At 37.7% G+C, this 15,839-nt stretch carries 15 protein-coding genes and 2 pseudogenes; 12 read left to right on the forward strand and 5 right to left on the reverse strand.

All coding sequences use genetic code 11. From position 1 onward, the window contains the following. Positions 1–55 precede the first annotated feature (55 nt). Positions 56–1,360, forward strand: coding sequence for an HD domain-containing protein (locus tag AC1DS7_RS02900; RefSeq protein WP_002143908.1), 1,305 nt, complete (start codon positions 56–58; stop codon positions 1,358–1,360). Positions 1,361–1,399: 39 nt separating this feature from the next. Here AC1DS7_RS02900 and AC1DS7_RS02905 read toward each other — a convergent pair whose 3' ends face one another. After that, positions 1,400–1,585, reverse strand: a complete 186-nt coding sequence (locus AC1DS7_RS02905; protein ID WP_001147171.1) for a 2-hydroxymuconate tautomerase — start codon at positions 1,583–1,585, stop codon at positions 1,400–1,402. 112 nt (positions 1,586–1,697) lie between these two features. Here AC1DS7_RS02905 and AC1DS7_RS02910 point away from each other — a divergent pair, with 112 nt between their 5' ends. Both AC1DS7_RS02910 and AC1DS7_RS02915 read left to right on the forward strand, forming a co-directional pair. Then, positions 1,698–2,372 carry a site-2 protease family protein gene (locus AC1DS7_RS02910; RefSeq protein WP_002016358.1) on the forward strand — a complete coding sequence of 225 codons (675 nt, stop codon included), beginning with the start codon at positions 1,698–1,700 and terminating at the stop codon, positions 2,370–2,372. Positions 2,373–2,397: 25 nt separating this feature from the next. Then, positions 2,398–2,907 (forward strand): YwhD family protein, encoded by a 510-nt coding sequence (locus AC1DS7_RS02915; protein WP_476998774.1) that lies wholly within the window; start codon positions 2,398–2,400, stop codon positions 2,905–2,907. Positions 2,908–2,939: 32 nt separating this feature from the next. Here the strand turns inward: AC1DS7_RS02915 and AC1DS7_RS02920 are convergent, their stop codons facing one another. Both AC1DS7_RS02920 and AC1DS7_RS02925 read right to left on the reverse strand, forming a co-directional pair. Continuing rightward, positions 2,940–4,991 (reverse strand): transglycosylase domain-containing protein, encoded by a 2,052-nt coding sequence (locus AC1DS7_RS02920; protein WP_002143907.1) that lies wholly within the window; start codon positions 4,989–4,991, stop codon positions 2,940–2,942. 100 nt (positions 4,992–5,091) lie between these two features. Then, the gene (locus tag AC1DS7_RS02925) at positions 5,092–5,817 is read right to left on the reverse strand and encodes a glycerophosphodiester phosphodiesterase (protein WP_002034922.1); all 726 of its coding nucleotides are present in this window, start codon (positions 5,815–5,817) and stop codon (positions 5,092–5,094) included. Positions 5,818–5,967: 150 nt separating this feature from the next. Here AC1DS7_RS02925 and AC1DS7_RS02930 point away from each other — a divergent pair, with 150 nt between their 5' ends. From AC1DS7_RS02930 to speB, 4 genes are all read left to right on the forward strand, one after another. Further along, positions 5,968–6,375 (forward strand): MerR family transcriptional regulator, encoded by a 408-nt coding sequence (locus tag AC1DS7_RS02930; protein ID WP_002016353.1) that lies wholly within the window; start codon positions 5,968–5,970, stop codon positions 6,373–6,375. Positions 6,376–6,380: 5 nt separating this feature from the next. After that, positions 6,381–7,544: an MFS transporter gene (locus tag AC1DS7_RS02935; protein WP_002143906.1), complete on the forward strand. Its 1,164-nt coding sequence runs from the start codon at positions 6,381–6,383 to the stop codon at positions 7,542–7,544. A gap of 186 nt (positions 7,545–7,730) precedes the next feature. After that, the gene (speE, locus tag AC1DS7_RS02940; RefSeq protein WP_000424693.1) at positions 7,731–8,558 is read left to right on the forward strand and encodes a polyamine aminopropyltransferase; all 828 of its coding nucleotides are present in this window, start codon (positions 7,731–7,733) and stop codon (positions 8,556–8,558) included. 218 nt (positions 8,559–8,776) lie between these two features. After that, positions 8,777–9,649 (forward strand): agmatinase, encoded by an 873-nt coding sequence (gene speB, locus AC1DS7_RS02945; protein ID WP_002016350.1) that lies wholly within the window; start codon positions 8,777–8,779, stop codon positions 9,647–9,649. Between the two features lie 540 nt (positions 9,650–10,189). Here speB and AC1DS7_RS02950 read toward each other — a convergent pair. Continuing rightward, complete coding sequence (locus AC1DS7_RS02950; protein WP_002068536.1) at positions 10,190–11,227, reverse strand: PTS sugar transporter subunit IIC; 1,038 nt, start codon at positions 11,225–11,227, stop codon at positions 10,190–10,192. Positions 11,228–11,461: 234 nt separating this feature from the next. Between AC1DS7_RS02950 and AC1DS7_RS02955 the strand changes: the two genes are divergently transcribed. Next, positions 11,462–11,824 (forward strand): YxeA family protein, encoded by a 363-nt coding sequence (locus AC1DS7_RS02955; protein ID WP_002130097.1) that lies wholly within the window; start codon positions 11,462–11,464, stop codon positions 11,822–11,824. Positions 11,825–11,849: 25 nt separating this feature from the next. Here AC1DS7_RS02955 and AC1DS7_RS02960 read toward each other — a convergent pair whose 3' ends face one another. After that, positions 11,850–12,890 carry a S66 family peptidase gene (locus AC1DS7_RS02960; protein WP_476998775.1) on the reverse strand — a complete coding sequence of 347 codons (1,041 nt, stop codon included), beginning with the start codon at positions 12,888–12,890 and terminating at the stop codon, positions 11,850–11,852. A gap of 148 nt (positions 12,891–13,038) precedes the next feature. Here AC1DS7_RS02960 and AC1DS7_RS02965 point away from each other — a divergent pair, with 148 nt between their 5' ends. From AC1DS7_RS02965 to AC1DS7_RS02980, 4 genes and pseudogenes are all read left to right on the forward strand, one after another. Then, positions 13,039–13,476 carry a YwiB family protein gene (locus AC1DS7_RS02965; RefSeq protein ID WP_002089794.1) on the forward strand — a complete coding sequence of 146 codons (438 nt, stop codon included), beginning with the start codon at positions 13,039–13,041 and terminating at the stop codon, positions 13,474–13,476. After that, positions 13,476–15,146, forward strand: a complete 1,671-nt coding sequence (argS, locus tag AC1DS7_RS02970; RefSeq protein ID WP_137059265.1) for an arginine--tRNA ligase — start codon at positions 13,476–13,478, stop codon at positions 15,144–15,146. The genes AC1DS7_RS02965 and argS overlap by 1 nt, the downstream gene beginning before the upstream one ends. Positions 15,147–15,495: 349 nt before the next feature. Further along, positions 15,496–15,667 (forward strand): annotated as a pseudogene (locus AC1DS7_RS02975) (RNA polymerase sigma factor); the annotation flags it as partial. After that, positions 15,661–15,819, forward strand: a pseudogene (locus AC1DS7_RS02980) (anti-sigma factor); the annotation flags it as partial. The pseudogenes AC1DS7_RS02975 and AC1DS7_RS02980, both read left to right, overlap by 7 nt. Positions 15,820–15,839: the final 20 nt, after the last annotated feature.

A 15,839-nucleotide genomic window follows, 5' to 3' on the forward strand; every position in this document is an offset into this window, starting at 1 on the left:
TATATCGTTTATAATATATAGTAAGAATGCAGTAAAGAAAGGGGGATGTCGGAAAGTGGTATATTTAAACGACAAACTCAGCGAAACAAAAGTGTTTAAAGACCCAGTACATAAATATGTACACGTGCGTGATCGCGTTATTTGGGATTTAATCGGAACGAAAGAATTTCAACGCTTGCGCCGTATTAAGCAGCTTGGTACGACATTTTTTACATTTCACGGTGCAGAGCATAGTCGCTTTACTCATTCGTTAGGTGTATATGAAATTATTCGTCGTATGATTGATGATGTGTTTGATGGCAGACCGAACTGGAATGCTGAAGATAGATTGTTATGTTTATGTGCCTCATTACTTCATGATGTCGGTCACGGCCCATTTTCTCACTCGTTTGAAAAAGTATTTTCGTTAGATCATGAGAAATTTACGCAAAAGATTATCGTTGGTGATACGGAAATTAATCGTGTGTTAAGCCGTGTGGATAAGGATTTCCCGCAAAAGGTAGCAGATGTAATTGCGAAAACATCTACTAATAAATTAGCGATTAGTATGATTTCGAGCCAAATTGATGCCGATCGTATGGATTATTTATTAAGAGATGCATATTTTACTGGTGTAAAGTATGGAAACTTTGATATGGAACGTATACTGCGTGTCATGCGCCCGTACGGTAATCAAGTTGTCATTAAAAATAGTGGTATGCATGCTGTAGAGCATTATATTATGAGCCGTTATCAAATGTATTGGCAAGTATATTTTCATCCGGTAACACGTAGTGCAGAAGTAATTTTAACGAAGATTTTACACCGAGCTAAATCACTGCATGAGAAGTATTATGCGTTTAAAAATCATCCTGTTCATTTCTATTCTTTATTTGAAGAAGAAGTGACAGTAGAGGATTATTTAAAGTTAGACGAGAACGTAATGTATTATTACTTCCAAGTATGGCAAGACGAAGAAGATCCGATTTTAAGTGACTTATGCCGCCGTTTTATGAATCGAAATCTATTTAAATATGTAGAGTTTACAGATAAGCACGGTTTAGATAATTGGATGGAGCTAAGTAGCTTATTTAAAAAGATTGGACTCGATCCAGAGTATTACTTAGTTGTGGATTCAACATCGGATTTACCGTATGACTTTTACCGCGCAGGAGAAGAAGAAGAGCGTCTGCCAATCTTACTTCTTATGCCGAACGGGGAACTTAGAGAGCTTTCGCGTGAATCGGATATTGTTGAGGCGATTACAGGTAAGAAGCGAACGGATCAAAAGCTATTCTATCCGCATGATTTAATCTATGAAGATGGAAGAAAAGGAAAATATAAAGAGAGAATTATCGAGTTGTTAGAAGGAAAGAAATAAGAAGCAGCAAAGAGCTGCTTCTTATGAAAAAACTTGAAATTATTTGTCGCTTAAGCGTTTTCCGCCAACTGCATAATGGTTTTTAGACATTTCTTCGATGAAAACAACGATGTTTTCTTCAGGAGCACCAGTTGTTTCGCTTACTGCTGCTGTTACTTTCTCAGCAAGAGCTTTCTTTTGTTCTTCTGTGCGTCCTTCTAGCATTTTCACTGTTACGTATGGCATGTATAATCGCTCCTTTTATGTAAGTTACACTCTTATTATAGCGGATTATGAGGAAGAACAATCGGAAAAACAAATAATTTCTTTTTTTGACATATGGAAGAGGAGATGAGTTATGGATCAGTTATTTAGATACCCATTGCAACAAATTCCATTGGTAGCAATGGCAATTATTATTGCGCTATCTGTGCATGAATTTGCACATGCGTATGTTGCATATAAATTTGGAGACGATACAGCGAAAAAGCAAGGACGTTTAACATTATCACCGATGGCTCATTTAGATCCTATCGGTATGATTGCTGTACTAATTCTTGGATTCGGTTGGGCAAGACCAGTACCTGTTAATCCGTATAACTTTAAAAGACCGCGTCTTGCGGGAATATTAGTTTCTATTGCGGGACCGATAAGTAATCTTATCTTAAGTGCAATTGGTTTAATTATTTGGTATAGCTTAATAACGTTTGGTGTGTTAGATGCGATGCCACTTGCAGTAGCAGATACGCTGGATCAATTTTTCCAAATTTTTATTATGCTTAATATTGTTTTACTTGTATTTAATTTATTACCAATCCCGCCACTTGATGGTTATCGCGTTGTGGAAGATTTAGCACCAGCAAATATTCGTGCGAAAATGACACAGTATGAAAAGTATGGATCAATTGCGTTATTAATTCTTGTTATTACACCGCTTAGCAATTACACAATTCAACCTATTTTCAATGTTGTTATTCCATATGTATTAGTATTTTTACAAAATATCATTGCGCCTATTTTCAGGCTTTTTTAATCATTAAGCGAGGAGGAGTTTACATATGACAGAGAAAAAGAAAAAAATCGGTTTTAATATCGTGAAAAATGATTCAACAGATGGACATGGTGGTTTTGGCGTTGGGGCATTAAGTTTAGAAAATATTTCTCCTGTATTTGTTGATGTATTAGAGAAAACTGCGTTCGTTGATATCGGTGCGATGCATGCGCGTAGTACAGTAGAAAAAGGAATTAAGTTTTTAACAAATAAAGATGAAGTTCCAAACGGAAAACCGTTTTGGCTTGTTTGGGTAACAATTGAAAGAACACCAAACGGTGCTTATTACGCAGGTGCAACAGCCTGTGAAATGACAGTTGATCGTGAAATTCGCCGCGGATATAAATCACTTCCAGAGCATGTAAATAAAATGGATAAATCACTAAAGCGTCACATCATGATTGATTATATGGATGAATCATCTAAAAAAGTACTTGGTACATTCTTAAAAGAGCATAATGAAGCAATTTGGAACGAATCTAGTGAAGAATTGCGCCACGCATTATTAGGCGAATAAAAATAGCTGACGGATTTCCGTCAGCTATTTTTTTACCACGGGAGATATTTTTTCCACCAACCCGCCTTTTTCTTCTCTTCACTAACCTTTTCGAACTCTTCCTTATCATCAACGTGATCCATACAATACTCTGTTGGCTCTGTACCTTTTGCGAAATACATTTTCACAGAAATGGGACAATTTTTTGTAGCAATCTTACCGTTTTCAGGATTAACATCGACTGCAACAACATCTGCTGGTTGTTTGAACTCTTGTTTAGGCTGTCCATCTAATCCTTTTTCCATTGTATCGGTCCATATTTTTTTTGCGTATCCTTGTTCTGCTACGTTTGAAATGGATTTAGGTTGATCGTATCCAATCCAAACCCCTGTTACGAGCTGCGGGGTAAATCCAATCATCCAACTATCAGTTTCTGTAGAACCAGACTTTCCAGCATATGTTCTTGATAGTTTTGATAACATCGATTGACCGGTCACAGCGGCATAACTGCTTAGTTTTTTATTAAACATACCTGCCATCATTTCTTCCATCACAAAGGCTTTGCTTTTATCTAGAACTTGTTTACTTTCTAAATGAGCGTCGTATAGCATATTTCCTTCATGATCAACGATGCGCCTTATAAAGATTGGTTTTACTTCTTTCCCGCCGTTTGCAAACATGCTATAAGCATTGACCATTTCAATTGGTTTTACAGGAGATGTGCCGAGAGCAAGAGACGGAACATCTTTTAATGCGCTAGTAATACCGAATTGCTTCGCTGTTTTTGTAAGAATGTCTTCGCCTAAAAATAGATTTGTCTTCACAGCATATACGTTATCAGAAACAGCGAGTGCTTGTGCCATTGTCACAAAGTCGTCTGCATAATAGTTTTTATAATTTTTCGGTTTATATTTGGAAACACCGTCACCTAAAGTGAATACAGTGTATTCGCTTTTTAAGCGCGTAGCAGGGGTGAATCCTCGTTCTAAGGCTGCGTAATATAGGAATGGCTTAAATGTAGAGCCGGGCTGACGAGCGGCTTGTGTAGCTCTGTTAAATTGACTCGTATTATAATCAGTTCCACCAACAAGGGCAGCCACTTCACCCGTTTTTGGATTCATAGAGACGAGGGCAGTTTGGATGTTTGTTGTTTCAGGTATATGATTTTTTACAGCTTGCTCTGCTACAGATTGTAATTTAGGGTCTAGCGTTGTATAAATACGTAAGCCACCTCGCTGTAAGGCTTGCTCATCTAATCCGATATCCCGAAGAAGAGAAGCTTGTACAGCATCTTGGAAATAAGGTGCGACCTCTGCCACTTTTTTCGTATCTAATGAGGCGAAAGTTAGCGGTTCCTTTTTTGCCGAGGCAGCTTGCTGTTTTGTAATATAACCTTGTTCTACCATTTCATCTAGTATGAGAGATTGACGCCCTTTAGCACGCTCCTCTTTTAAAAAGGGAGAGTAAAAGCTAGGTCCTTTCGGAATGCCTGCGAGCATACTAGCTTCTGCTAATGTTAATTCTTTTGCAGTTTTATCGAAATACAGGCGAGAAGCAGCTTCGATTCCGTAAGCACCATGCCCGTAATAAATTGTATTTAAATATCCTTCTAAAATATGATTTTTATTATAGTTCACTTCAAGGCGAACGGTATACATTGCCTCTAATAGTTTACGCTTCCACGTTTTATCATGATCTAAGTATAGGTTACGAGCATACTGTTGTGTAATAGTACTAGCACCTTGTACTTTTGCCATTGCTTTTAAATCGGCAACAATGGCACCAACAATGCGCTTTATATCAAATCCATGATGTTTGTAGAATCGTTGATCTTCAATAGATAGTGTTGCCTCTTTTACATAAGGAGAAATTTCATCAAGAGATACATTATAGCGCTTTTGTGTTTCATTACTTTGTCCTATAACAGTGTCATCATTAGCGTAAAAGACACTCGTTTGCGGCACTGCAACAGGGGGAGGCCCCATAATTTTTGCAGCTATAATGATAATAAAAAAGGAAAAAACGAAAAAAAGAACACAAGAAAACATTACGGTGAAGAAAAGACGTTTATATTTTTTAAGTTTTGGATTCATAGTTTGATCCATCTTTTTCAGCCCCTCATTAATACAAGCATTATTGTATTAGTATTGAGGGTTTTCGTTTATTTTAAACAATGAAATTTTGAAAACAAAAAAGCCCCTTCAATTAAGAAAGGAGCTCAAAGGCACGTGCTGGCCAATCGGTAATGATGACATCTACACCATAGTCAATCATAGTTTGTAAATCTTTATATTCATTAATAGTGTAAGGACGAAAAACGTATCCTTGCCCCTGTGCTAATTGGACAAACTCTTTCGTTAATAATTGAAAGTTTGGATGTAATCCAGTCGCCTCGCGCCTTTTTGCTTCAGCAATAGGATCTGCAAGTGGTGTATCGTACAAAATCGCTCTTGGAATTTCTGGAGCAATTTCTGCTAATAATGAAACGGAATCGTGGTTAAATGATGAAAATACAATTTGATTGGATAGATGATATTCACGAACAAGAGCAACAACTTTTTCTTCAATATTTGGATAATGAAGAACATCTGTTTTTAATTCAATGTTAAGTTGTAAATTTGTTGTAGAGAGCCAAATAAATACTTCTCGTAATGTTGGGATTTTCGCCTCATGAAAAGAAGGATCTTTATGGCTACCAGCATCTAAAGCTTGTAATTCCTCTACAGTTTTCTCAGAAACAAGTCCCACGCCATTTGTTGTGCGGTCCACCGTTTCATCATGAATAACAACTAGTTCACCATCTTTTGATAGATGAACATCAAGTTCAATTCCGTGAGCACTAATGCGTTCAGCCTCTTGGAAGGCAATCATCGTATTTTCTGGGTGTGTTCCTTTTACCCCGCGATGAGCGAAAATAAGTGGTTTATTCATGTGGAAATCTCCTTATCATCTCTTTTCTTTTATTATGAAACTGCTTTGAGAAAAATACAATTCATATGACAAACATTTACAAAAGTATAACAGTTGCACAAAAGTTAACGTTAACGTAAAATGTAATAATCGATGAAGGGAGGAATACACATGTATAAAATCGATGAAGTAACAAAGCAAGTTGGTTTAACAAAGCGTACACTTCGTTATTATGAGGAAATTGGTTTAATTCATCCCCCAGAACGCAGTGAAGGGAATATTCGCCTGTATACAGACGAGGACATTGCGAGAATTAAAAGGATTGTGGAAGCGAAAGAAGTACTAGGAATTACGCTTCAAGAAATGCAACATTTCTTATCGTTAAAAGAAAGAATGGAACAAAGAAGAAATAGTGAGAATCCGCGTGACCGTGAAGTGATTCAAGAAATTAAAGAGATGCTTGAAAAACAAGTGCAAACGTTAGACGAAAAAATGGAGCAAATGCAGCGTGTTAAGGCAGAGCTAGAGGATAGTTTAAGCCGTGCAGTTACATTTTTAGAGAATACAAAAGGAGAGTAATCAAAATGGAGAGCAAACAAAAATTAGGGAGATTGATTACAGTGGTGGCTACCTTCCTTGCCTTTTCAGGTATAGGAGTAGTCGACCCAATTTTACCAAGTATTGCTGAACAAATTGGTGCTTCGCATTGGCAAGTCGAGATGTTATTTACAGCTTATATTTTAACGATGGCAATTATGATGTTACCAGCTGGAATATTTGCATCAAGATTTGGTGATAAACGAATGATGACGATCGGTCTTGCGATTGTAACTGTATTTGCATTTATATGTGGTATATCGCAAACGATTGCTCAATTATCTCTTTTCCGCGCGGGGTGGGGATTAGGAAATGCGATGTTCTTCGCAACGGCGATGACATTATTAATTGCATTAAGTAAAGAAGTTCATGAAGCAGTAGGATTATATGAAGCAGCTATCGGTTTAGGGATGGCAGGTGGCCCATTGTTAGGCGGTATATTAGGTGGACATTCTTGGCGTTACCCATTTTTTGCGACGAGTATTTTAATTTCTTTAGCATTTATTTTAGTTTTCTTTTTTGTAAAAGAGCCGGAGCGAAAAGTGAAGCGTAAAGCGGCAGGCGTAGGAGAATTACTTAACCTGGTGAAGTATAAACCGTTTATGCAAGGTGCCATTTCCGGGATGTTATATTACTACGGATTTTTCGTCGTGTTAGCATATTCGCCACTTATTATGCATTTATCTGCTATTCAATTAGGATTTGTATTTTGCGGATGGGGATTAGCATTAGCTTACGGATCAGCAATTTTAGCGCATAAGCTAGAAGGTAAATATGAACCAAAAGCATTGTTAAAAGGTAGTTTACTCGTATTTGCGATTTTCTTAATTGCACTATTCTTCGTTAAAATTATGTGGTTACAAATCGTGTTAATCGTTCTATCAGGATTAGCATCAGGCTTAAATAACGCGTTATTTACAAGTTATGTAATGGATATTTCACCTTATGAAAGATCTGTTACATCAGGTGTTTATAACTTCGTTCGTTGGTTAGGGGGCGCGATTGCTCCAATTTTATCAGGAGTCATCGGTCATACAGTTTCACCACAAAGTCCGTTTTTAGTCGGTGGAATTGTTGTGTTAGTTGGTTGCGTAATGATCTTAATTCCGATTCGTAAACCGGTAGAAATAGAGACAAAAACCCTTTCTTAAGAAAGGGTTTTCTTTCCTATTACAGAGCAATCCCTTTTCACATATATGTTAGAACCCTCTGACTAAAATATATTTTCGGTATTTTTGTACTTTTAACTATACTTTTTGGATGTTTTGTTTTATTTTTGTTAGGGGACATTAATGATGTCCCTATTATAAATTTGCATTGAAAGGCGTGATTGTACGATGGAACTATGGTTCACTGAAAAACAAACAAAGCATTTTGGAATTACGGCGCGTATTAACCGCACATTACATACGGAGCAAACAGAATTTCAAAAACTTGATATGGTTGAAACGGAAGAGTTCGGAAACATGCTTATTTTAGATGGCATGGTTATGACAACAGAAAAGGACGAGTTCGTTTATCATGAAATGGTAGCACACGTACCTTTATTTACACATCCAAACCCTGAAAACGTATTAGTAGTAGGTGGTGGCGATGGTGGTGTTATTCGTGAAGTATTAAAACACCCAAGCGTAAAGAAAGCAACTCTTGTTGAAATTGATGGAAAAGTAATTGAGTACTCTAAACAATACTTACCATCAATTGCAGGCGCATTAGATGATGAGCGTGTAGAAGTAAAAGTAGGAGATGGTTTCCTACACATCGCAGAAAGCGAAAATGAATATGACGTAATTATGGTAGATTCTACTGAGCCAGTAGGCCCAGCAGTAAACCTATTTACAAAAGGCTTCTACGCTGGAATTTCTAAAGCGTTAAAAGAAGATGGTATTTTCGTTGCTCAAACGGACAACCCTTGGTTTACACCAGAACTAATTACAACTGTGTTTAAAGACGTAAAAGAGATTTTCCCAATTACTCGTCTATACACAGCAAACATTCCGACGTATCCAAGTGGACTTTGGACGTTCACAATCGGATCTAAAAAACATGATCCATTAGAAGTAAGTGAAGAGCGTTTCCATGAAATCGAAACGAAATATTACACAAAAGAATTACACAATGCAGCATTCGCATTACCGAAATTTGTTGGCGATTTAATTAAGTAAGAGCGTTAAATTGAAATAAATAAAGTGTAAGTAACTCATTTAAGGTGTTTGTCTAGAAGGCTTGAACATGCTAGTTACTTACACTGCTACAAATGAAGTAGTCTTCTTGTGATAACAAGAAGGCCCAGGTAAATCGAGAAAGAGGAGCAATGCGCTCCAAATTTGAGAAATAGTGAAAGGTTGGGATACCTTAAGTTCCACATAAGGAGGAAAAGAATATGCGTTTTGATGAAGCTTATTCAGGTAAAGTATTTATTAAAAGTCATCCAAGTTTTGAAGAGTCAGAGGCAGTTATTTACGGGATGCCTATGGATTGGACAGTAAGTTTCCGTCCAGGATCTCGCTTTGGCCCTGCACGTATTCGTGAAGTATCAATCGGTCTTGAAGAATATAGTCCGTATTTAGATCGTGAACTAGAAGAGGTAAAATATTTTGATGCGGGTGATATCCCATTACCATTTGGGAATCCACAGCGCAGCATAGACATGATTGAAGAATATGTAACAAAACTATTAGATGCCGGTAAGTTTCCACTAGGTCTCGGCGGAGAGCACTTAGTGTCTTGGCCAATTTTTAAGGCAATGGCAAAAAAATATCCGGATTTAGCAATCATCCATATGGATGCTCATACTGATTTACGTGAGTCATATGAAGGAGAGCCTTTATCCCACTCTACACCAATTCGTAAAGTGTGCGATTTAATTGGTCCGGAAAACGTATATTCTTTCGGTATTCGTTCTGGAATGAAGGAAGAATTCGAATGGGCAAAAGAAGTAGGTATGAACTTATATAAATTTGACGTATTAGAACCGTTAAAGGAAGTATTACCGAAACTTGCAGGACGCCCAGTCTATGTCACAATTGACATCGACGTATTAGACCCAGCTCACGCTCCTGGAACAGGAACATTAGAAGCTGGAGGTATCACATCTAAAGAACTATTAGAGTCCATCGTAGCAATTGCAAATTCAAATATAAAAGTAGTCGGAGCAGACTTAGTAGAAGTAGCTCCAGTCTACGATCATAGTGATCAAACACCAATCGCAGCAAGCAAATTCGTGCGGGAAATGCTGCTCGGTTGGGTTAAATAAAAGCGTAGGCAGCTCGCTCAGAATCGCAGGTCATTGGAACGCTCGACCGAGAAGCGCTTTTGGCTTCGAACGAGAGTGTGAAATGGCCGGAGATTCTAGCTGCTGTAGCTGGATAAAATAAAAGCGTAGGCGGCTCGCTCAGAATGTGAGGGGGATGGAGCTTCAGACGTAGAGGCGTTTTTTGCCTCGAAGGAAGAAGCGAAGCCACCGATCATTTTAGCCGCTGTAGCTGGATAAAATAAAAGCGCAAGCGGCTCGCTCAGAATGTGAGGGGGATGGAGCTTCAGATGTAGAGGCGTTTTTTGTCTCGAAGGAAGAAGCGAAGCCACCGATCATTCTAGCCGCTGTAGCTGGATAAAGTAAAAGTGAAGCCGACTCAAAAAGTGTTTTGAGCCGGCTTCTTTTATTAATAGGTAGGTTATTATTGTCTTATTTAGTAGTTAAGTCGATATATCCGGAGTTGTGTTCAATATAATTTCACTTACCGTCACGCGACATAAAAAAGAGCTATTCTCAAACGATGAGAATAGCTCCCTTTCTTTACGCAACTTTCTCTTCCGAAGTAATTCCGCGAATTTCATCAGCAGAACGGATTGGATATTTGCGGAACACAATGGAACCGACGTATCCAACAATAGTGGTAACGATTCCACATAATACGGCAGCAATCGTTACTTTTATTACATCATTAAATCCGAACAGTACGAGAAGTCCTGGAATTGGTGATGCTGTCCCTGGTGCATTATTAACGAGCTGGAATAGCGACGTAATAATACCGGCAAGCGCACCGCCAACAAAGTTTGTCATATAGATAGGAATTGGATTTGCTGAGACAACATCGGCCTGTGTTAACGGCTCGATTGCCACGGCGATTGTATCTTTCTTTGAACAGATTTTTAGTCGTTTAAAGAAAATGAAGTTCATTGGGGCAGAAGCTGCTACGGCAAGACTACCAATTGCCATTGGTAAACCAGTTAATCCAAGCATTGCAGTTAGTGCCATAGAACTTAATGGAGATGTAGAAATAACTGTTATTAATCCACCAAGCATAATACCCATAATGATAGGACTTTCTGTAGTTGCAACTGAAATCATAGAACCGATTTTACCGAGTGTTGCGTTAACGAGTGGATCCATAAGCATGGCCATTCCACGTGAAATTGGTGCGGCAATACATAGGATTGCTAAAAATTCTACACCAGCTGGTAATTTCTTTTCGAGAAATTTCACGACGAAAGCACAAACGTATCCAGCGAAAAATCCTGGTAAAATACCGAATCCACTAGTAGCTATACCGATTAAAACAGCGTATACGGGTGAAACACCGATTGCTAATGCGACTAAAATTGCCGCTGCGACACCGCTCATACTACCAGAAGCTTCTCCTACTGATTGTAAAAAGTCATTATGAAACATTTCTCCACCAATATAACGGTGAAATGCTTCAATAAGAAAACTTGCGATTGCTGCATTAGCTAAAGCGCCCATTGCTTTCATTCCGTAAGGCGCACGGTAACTGAAAAGTGTAAATAGACAAAGTACAACAAGTAATAGTGCTAAACCTTGCAAGATAGCCATTTGAAAACTGTCTCCTTTGATTTTTGTAATAAAAATTTGTATCATTCAATAATAATATAAAAGTTTGTTAAACGGAAAAATTTTTTATTGGGAAATTGCTGTCAGGTGAAAAACTCTTACAATAATGTAAGGAAAGTGTAAGGCATTTCGATAGAGTATAGTATGCCTTTTTTCGTATAATACAGGTATAGACATACGGCTAGTGAGAAAGCAGTGCAAACAGGAGGCGCATTTATGAAATTGGTAATTAAAGTTTTAGCTGTGTTCGCCATTATTTTAGGTGGAACAGCATATTATTTAAACACGAAAACAGAAGGTGTGCATGCTTTTGTAGACAACTTCTTTTCAAATAAAGAAATACAAGATTATTATGCTGTTATAGATAAAAGTGAGAAAAAAGACGATGAATATTTGTATACATTTAAAGGGTATACAGAAGATGGAAAGTTACAAGTTATTAAAAGAATGGTGAACCGTGAATTGCATACGGGTGCTTTTATAAAAATTTATGCAAAAGGTATGCAGGGAAAAGGATGGGCTGAAATCTCGAAAGAATCAATCCCGCAAAAAGCGTTGCAAAAAATAGAAAAACCATAAAAGGAGCGAATCGTTCGCTCCTTTTTTAGTGCGTTAAAATGGTGATAGCTGAACTTTCTTTATTAGAAATGATTTTTGCCCTTCCGCCAATTGGGAAAGTAAAAATAGGAGTTGTATGTCCGAAACTTGCATTCGCAATAATAGGGATATGAGCAAGTTCAGGCTTTGAAGCAATCATTTCTTGAATGTCCTCTATCATACATTCTGCTCCTTTTTGCATTCGTCCTATAAGAATGCCTTTTACATGTTCAAAGTCAGGTTGATGCATAAGAGAATGTAAATATCGATCAAAAGTTTTTAGGGTAGATTTTCCTGTTAAACTATCCTCTTCAATAAATAAAATTTTGCCCTGTAAGCTTGGCATATATGGTGTACCTTGCAGTAAATTAAATGTGCTCATATTGCCACCAATAATATCTCCCATCGCTTCCCCTTCTTGAATTGAAACATATCCTTCATTTTTAATAAATTCTCGATTTTCTTGATCCATATACCAAGAGTCATCGCTCCAAGTTTCAGCTGGTAGTATTTCAATAGGTTCATGAGAAGTTAAGCACTTTAAAAAGTAATCGGTCGTATAATCGAGCCCTTTCTCCATTCCAAATGAAGAGAAGTGAGGACCTGAATATGTAACTAAGCCTGTTTTAGCATAAATCGCGTTAGTTAAAGCGGTAATATCAGAATAACCGCAGAAAATTTTCGGATTTTCTCGAATTAAATCATAATCGAGATGTTTCAATAAACCGTTAGAGTTGTATCCGCCAAGTGTCGTCAAAATGGCTTTTACATTAGGATCTCTAAATGCTTCGTGGAGGTCTTGAACTCTTGAAGAAATAGAAGAGGAAGCGAATCGATCTATCTCATCAGCATATTTTGAGAATGTAACTTGAAAGCCTATGTCGGTTAATCTTTTTATAGCAAGGTCTCTGTTTTCATTTGAGACAATACTTAAACTACAAGATGGTGAAATAACCCTTATTTCATCACCTTTTTTTAATTTTGTTAGTAGCACCAAATTCACCCCTTGAAATGAAAGAATATTTAGATTTAAAAAATATTTTAACATATGAAATAAAGTGAAGGTGAATTATTTTTTGAAAAGGAGTTTTCCTGATTTTTCAGCAGACAGACAGAGTCTTTTTTTGATATGATAGGAAAAGTGATTTATTATAAGTAGTATTTAATATCTATAACATTTGAAGGGTGTGCAAGACGTGAAGAAACAACTTGCAGGCTTGCCGGTACACGTTCATTTCGTAACAGAAATCCGTGAAGGGGCGAGGAAGGAAACCGTTGCTTTTGAAGCAAATGGTCAATACTATGTAAAAGGTCAAGGTACATATATAACATTCCAAGAGCCGAACGAACAAGGCGAAGTGAAAACAATTATTAAAATTCAAGATGAACAAGTTCTCATTATGCGTTCAGGTGCTATTTCTATGCGTCAGACGCATGTGAAAGGTGAATGGACAACTGGTACGTATACGAGTGAACTTGGTACGTTTGCATTGCAAACGAAAACTGATAACGTTCTTTTTAAATGGTCGGATGAAAAGAAAAAAGGACAACTCTTCTTAACGTACGCATTGCTTCTAAGTGAACAAGAAGCTGGCAGATATACAATTACACTTAATTTGAAGGAGGCAAAATAATGAATTCTTTAGAACAAGTAAAAGGATTGATTAAAGAAGAAATTCAAGCTGCTGTATTAAAGGCAGAACTAGCGACAGAAGAACAAATTCCAAACGTTGTATTAGAATCTCCAAAAGATAAAACAAATGGTGACTTCTCTACAAATATGGCAATGCAACTTGCACGCGTTGCGAAAAAAGCACCTCGTATGATTGCAGAAGACTTAGTTGCAAACTTCGATAAAGCAAAAGCTTCTATTGAAAAAATTGAAATCGCTGGTCCAGGTTTCATTAACTTCTACATGGATAATAGCTACTTAACAGACTTAATCCCAACAATCGTCAACGCTGGTGAAGCATACGGTGAAACGAATACTGGTAAAGGTGAAAAAGTACAAATTGAGTTCGTATCTGCGAATCCAACAGGCGATCTTCACTTAGGACATGCACGTGGTGCGGCAGTAGGTGACACTTTATGTAACGTATTAGCAAAAGCAGGATATGATGTATCTCGTGAGTACTACATTAATGATGCTGGTAACCAAATTCATAACTTAGCTCTTTCTGTTGAAGCTCGTTACATGCAAGCTTTAGGTTTAGAGAAAGAAATGCCAGAAGACGGTTACCATGGTGCGGACATCATTGGAATCGGTAAACGTTTAGCTGAAGAGTTTGGCGATCGTTATGCAAAAGCTGATGCAGAAGAAAGCTATGAATTCTATCGTTCATACGGTTTAAAATATGAGTTAGCAAAACTTCAAAAAGATTTAGCAAGCTTCCGTGTTAACTTCGATGTGTGGTTCTCAGAAACATCATTATACAAAAACGGAAAAATTGATCAGGCTCTTGCTGTATTAAAAGAGCGTGACGAAATCTTTGAAGAAGGCGGAGCAACTTGGTTCCGTTCAATGACTTACGGTGACGACAAAAACCGTGTATTAATTAAAAATGACGGTTCTTACACATACTTAACGCCAGATATCGCTTATCACCGTGATAAATTAGAGCGTGGTTTCGATAAGCTAATCAACATTTGGGGTGCTGACCACCACGGTTACATTCCTCGTATGAAAGCTGCTATTCAAGCACTAGGTTACGATAAAGAAACACTTGAAGTAGAAATCATCCAAATGGTACAACTGTACCAAAATGGTGAAAAAATGAAAATGAGTAAGCGTACAGGTAAAGCAGTTACACTTCGTGAGCTTATGGAAGAAGTAGGCGTGGACGCAATGCGATACTTCTTCGCAATGCGTAGCGGTGATTCTCATTTAGACTTCGATATGGACTTAGCTGTATCAAAATCTAATGAAAACCCAGTATACTATGCACAATATGCACATGCTCGTGTATGCAGTATCCTTCGTCAAGGTGAAGAGTTAGGATTAGCTACAGGCGGAGACGTAAATTACAAACTTGTTACTTCTGAGAAAGAAGTAGAGTTACTGAAAAAACTTGGTGAATTCCCGGCTGTAGTTGCGGATGCAGCGCAAAAACGTTTGCCACACCGCATTACAAGCTATGCATTTGAATTAGCAGCAGCATTACACAGCTTCTACAATGCAGAAAAAGTATTAAACCAAGATAACTTAGAATTAAGTAAAGCTCGTTACGAATTAATGAAAGCAGTACGCACTACACTTCAAAACTCATTAGCAATCGTAGGAGTATCTGCCCCAGAAAAAATGTAATAAAGAAAAGCGGAGCCGACTGTTTAGTCCCGAAGGCTAAGGTTCTTTCCCACAGAAGATGCATTTTATCTTCTCGTGGGGAAGGTTCTTAGACAGAAGGGGCTAGGAGGCAGAGCTAGACATTAAGAAGAGCGGAAGCGGCTCGTTTAGAATAGGAGGTGGATGGAGCTCCTGACATAGAGGCGTACTTTGCCTCGGAGGAAGGCGCGAAGCCACCGAGTATTCTAGCCGCTGGAGCTGGACATAAAGAAGAGCGGAAGCGGCTGTTTAGTCCCAAAGGCTAAGGTTCTTAGACGGAAGGGATTAGGAGGCAGAGCTCGCTTTAAATAAAAGGCAATCACACGATGTTGTGATTGCCTTTTTGTATGGAGATAATAAAAAAATTATCAAACAAAAGGAGAATTTGCGTCGTCTTATATAAATGACAGGGGGTTTAAGATGGAAGAAAAGGTAGAAGAATTAATTGATATATATATAAGCAAATATATTCCCTATGCTATAAATTAGCGAAAACGAAAGACAAGGGGAAGGGATAAAAGAGTTGAAGGAGATCTGTGAATCGAAAAAAGGTGTTTTTACAGTTACATTAAAAGCAAATGAAAAGTATGTGTTTAATATAAGTGGTGTAATGGTGAAAGATGGATTTGTAAAAGTAAATTGGAAAGAGAAATAAAAGAGGCCCTGTAAAGGACC

The sequence above is a fragment of the Bacillus sp. P4_E1 genome (assembly GCF_056401715.1).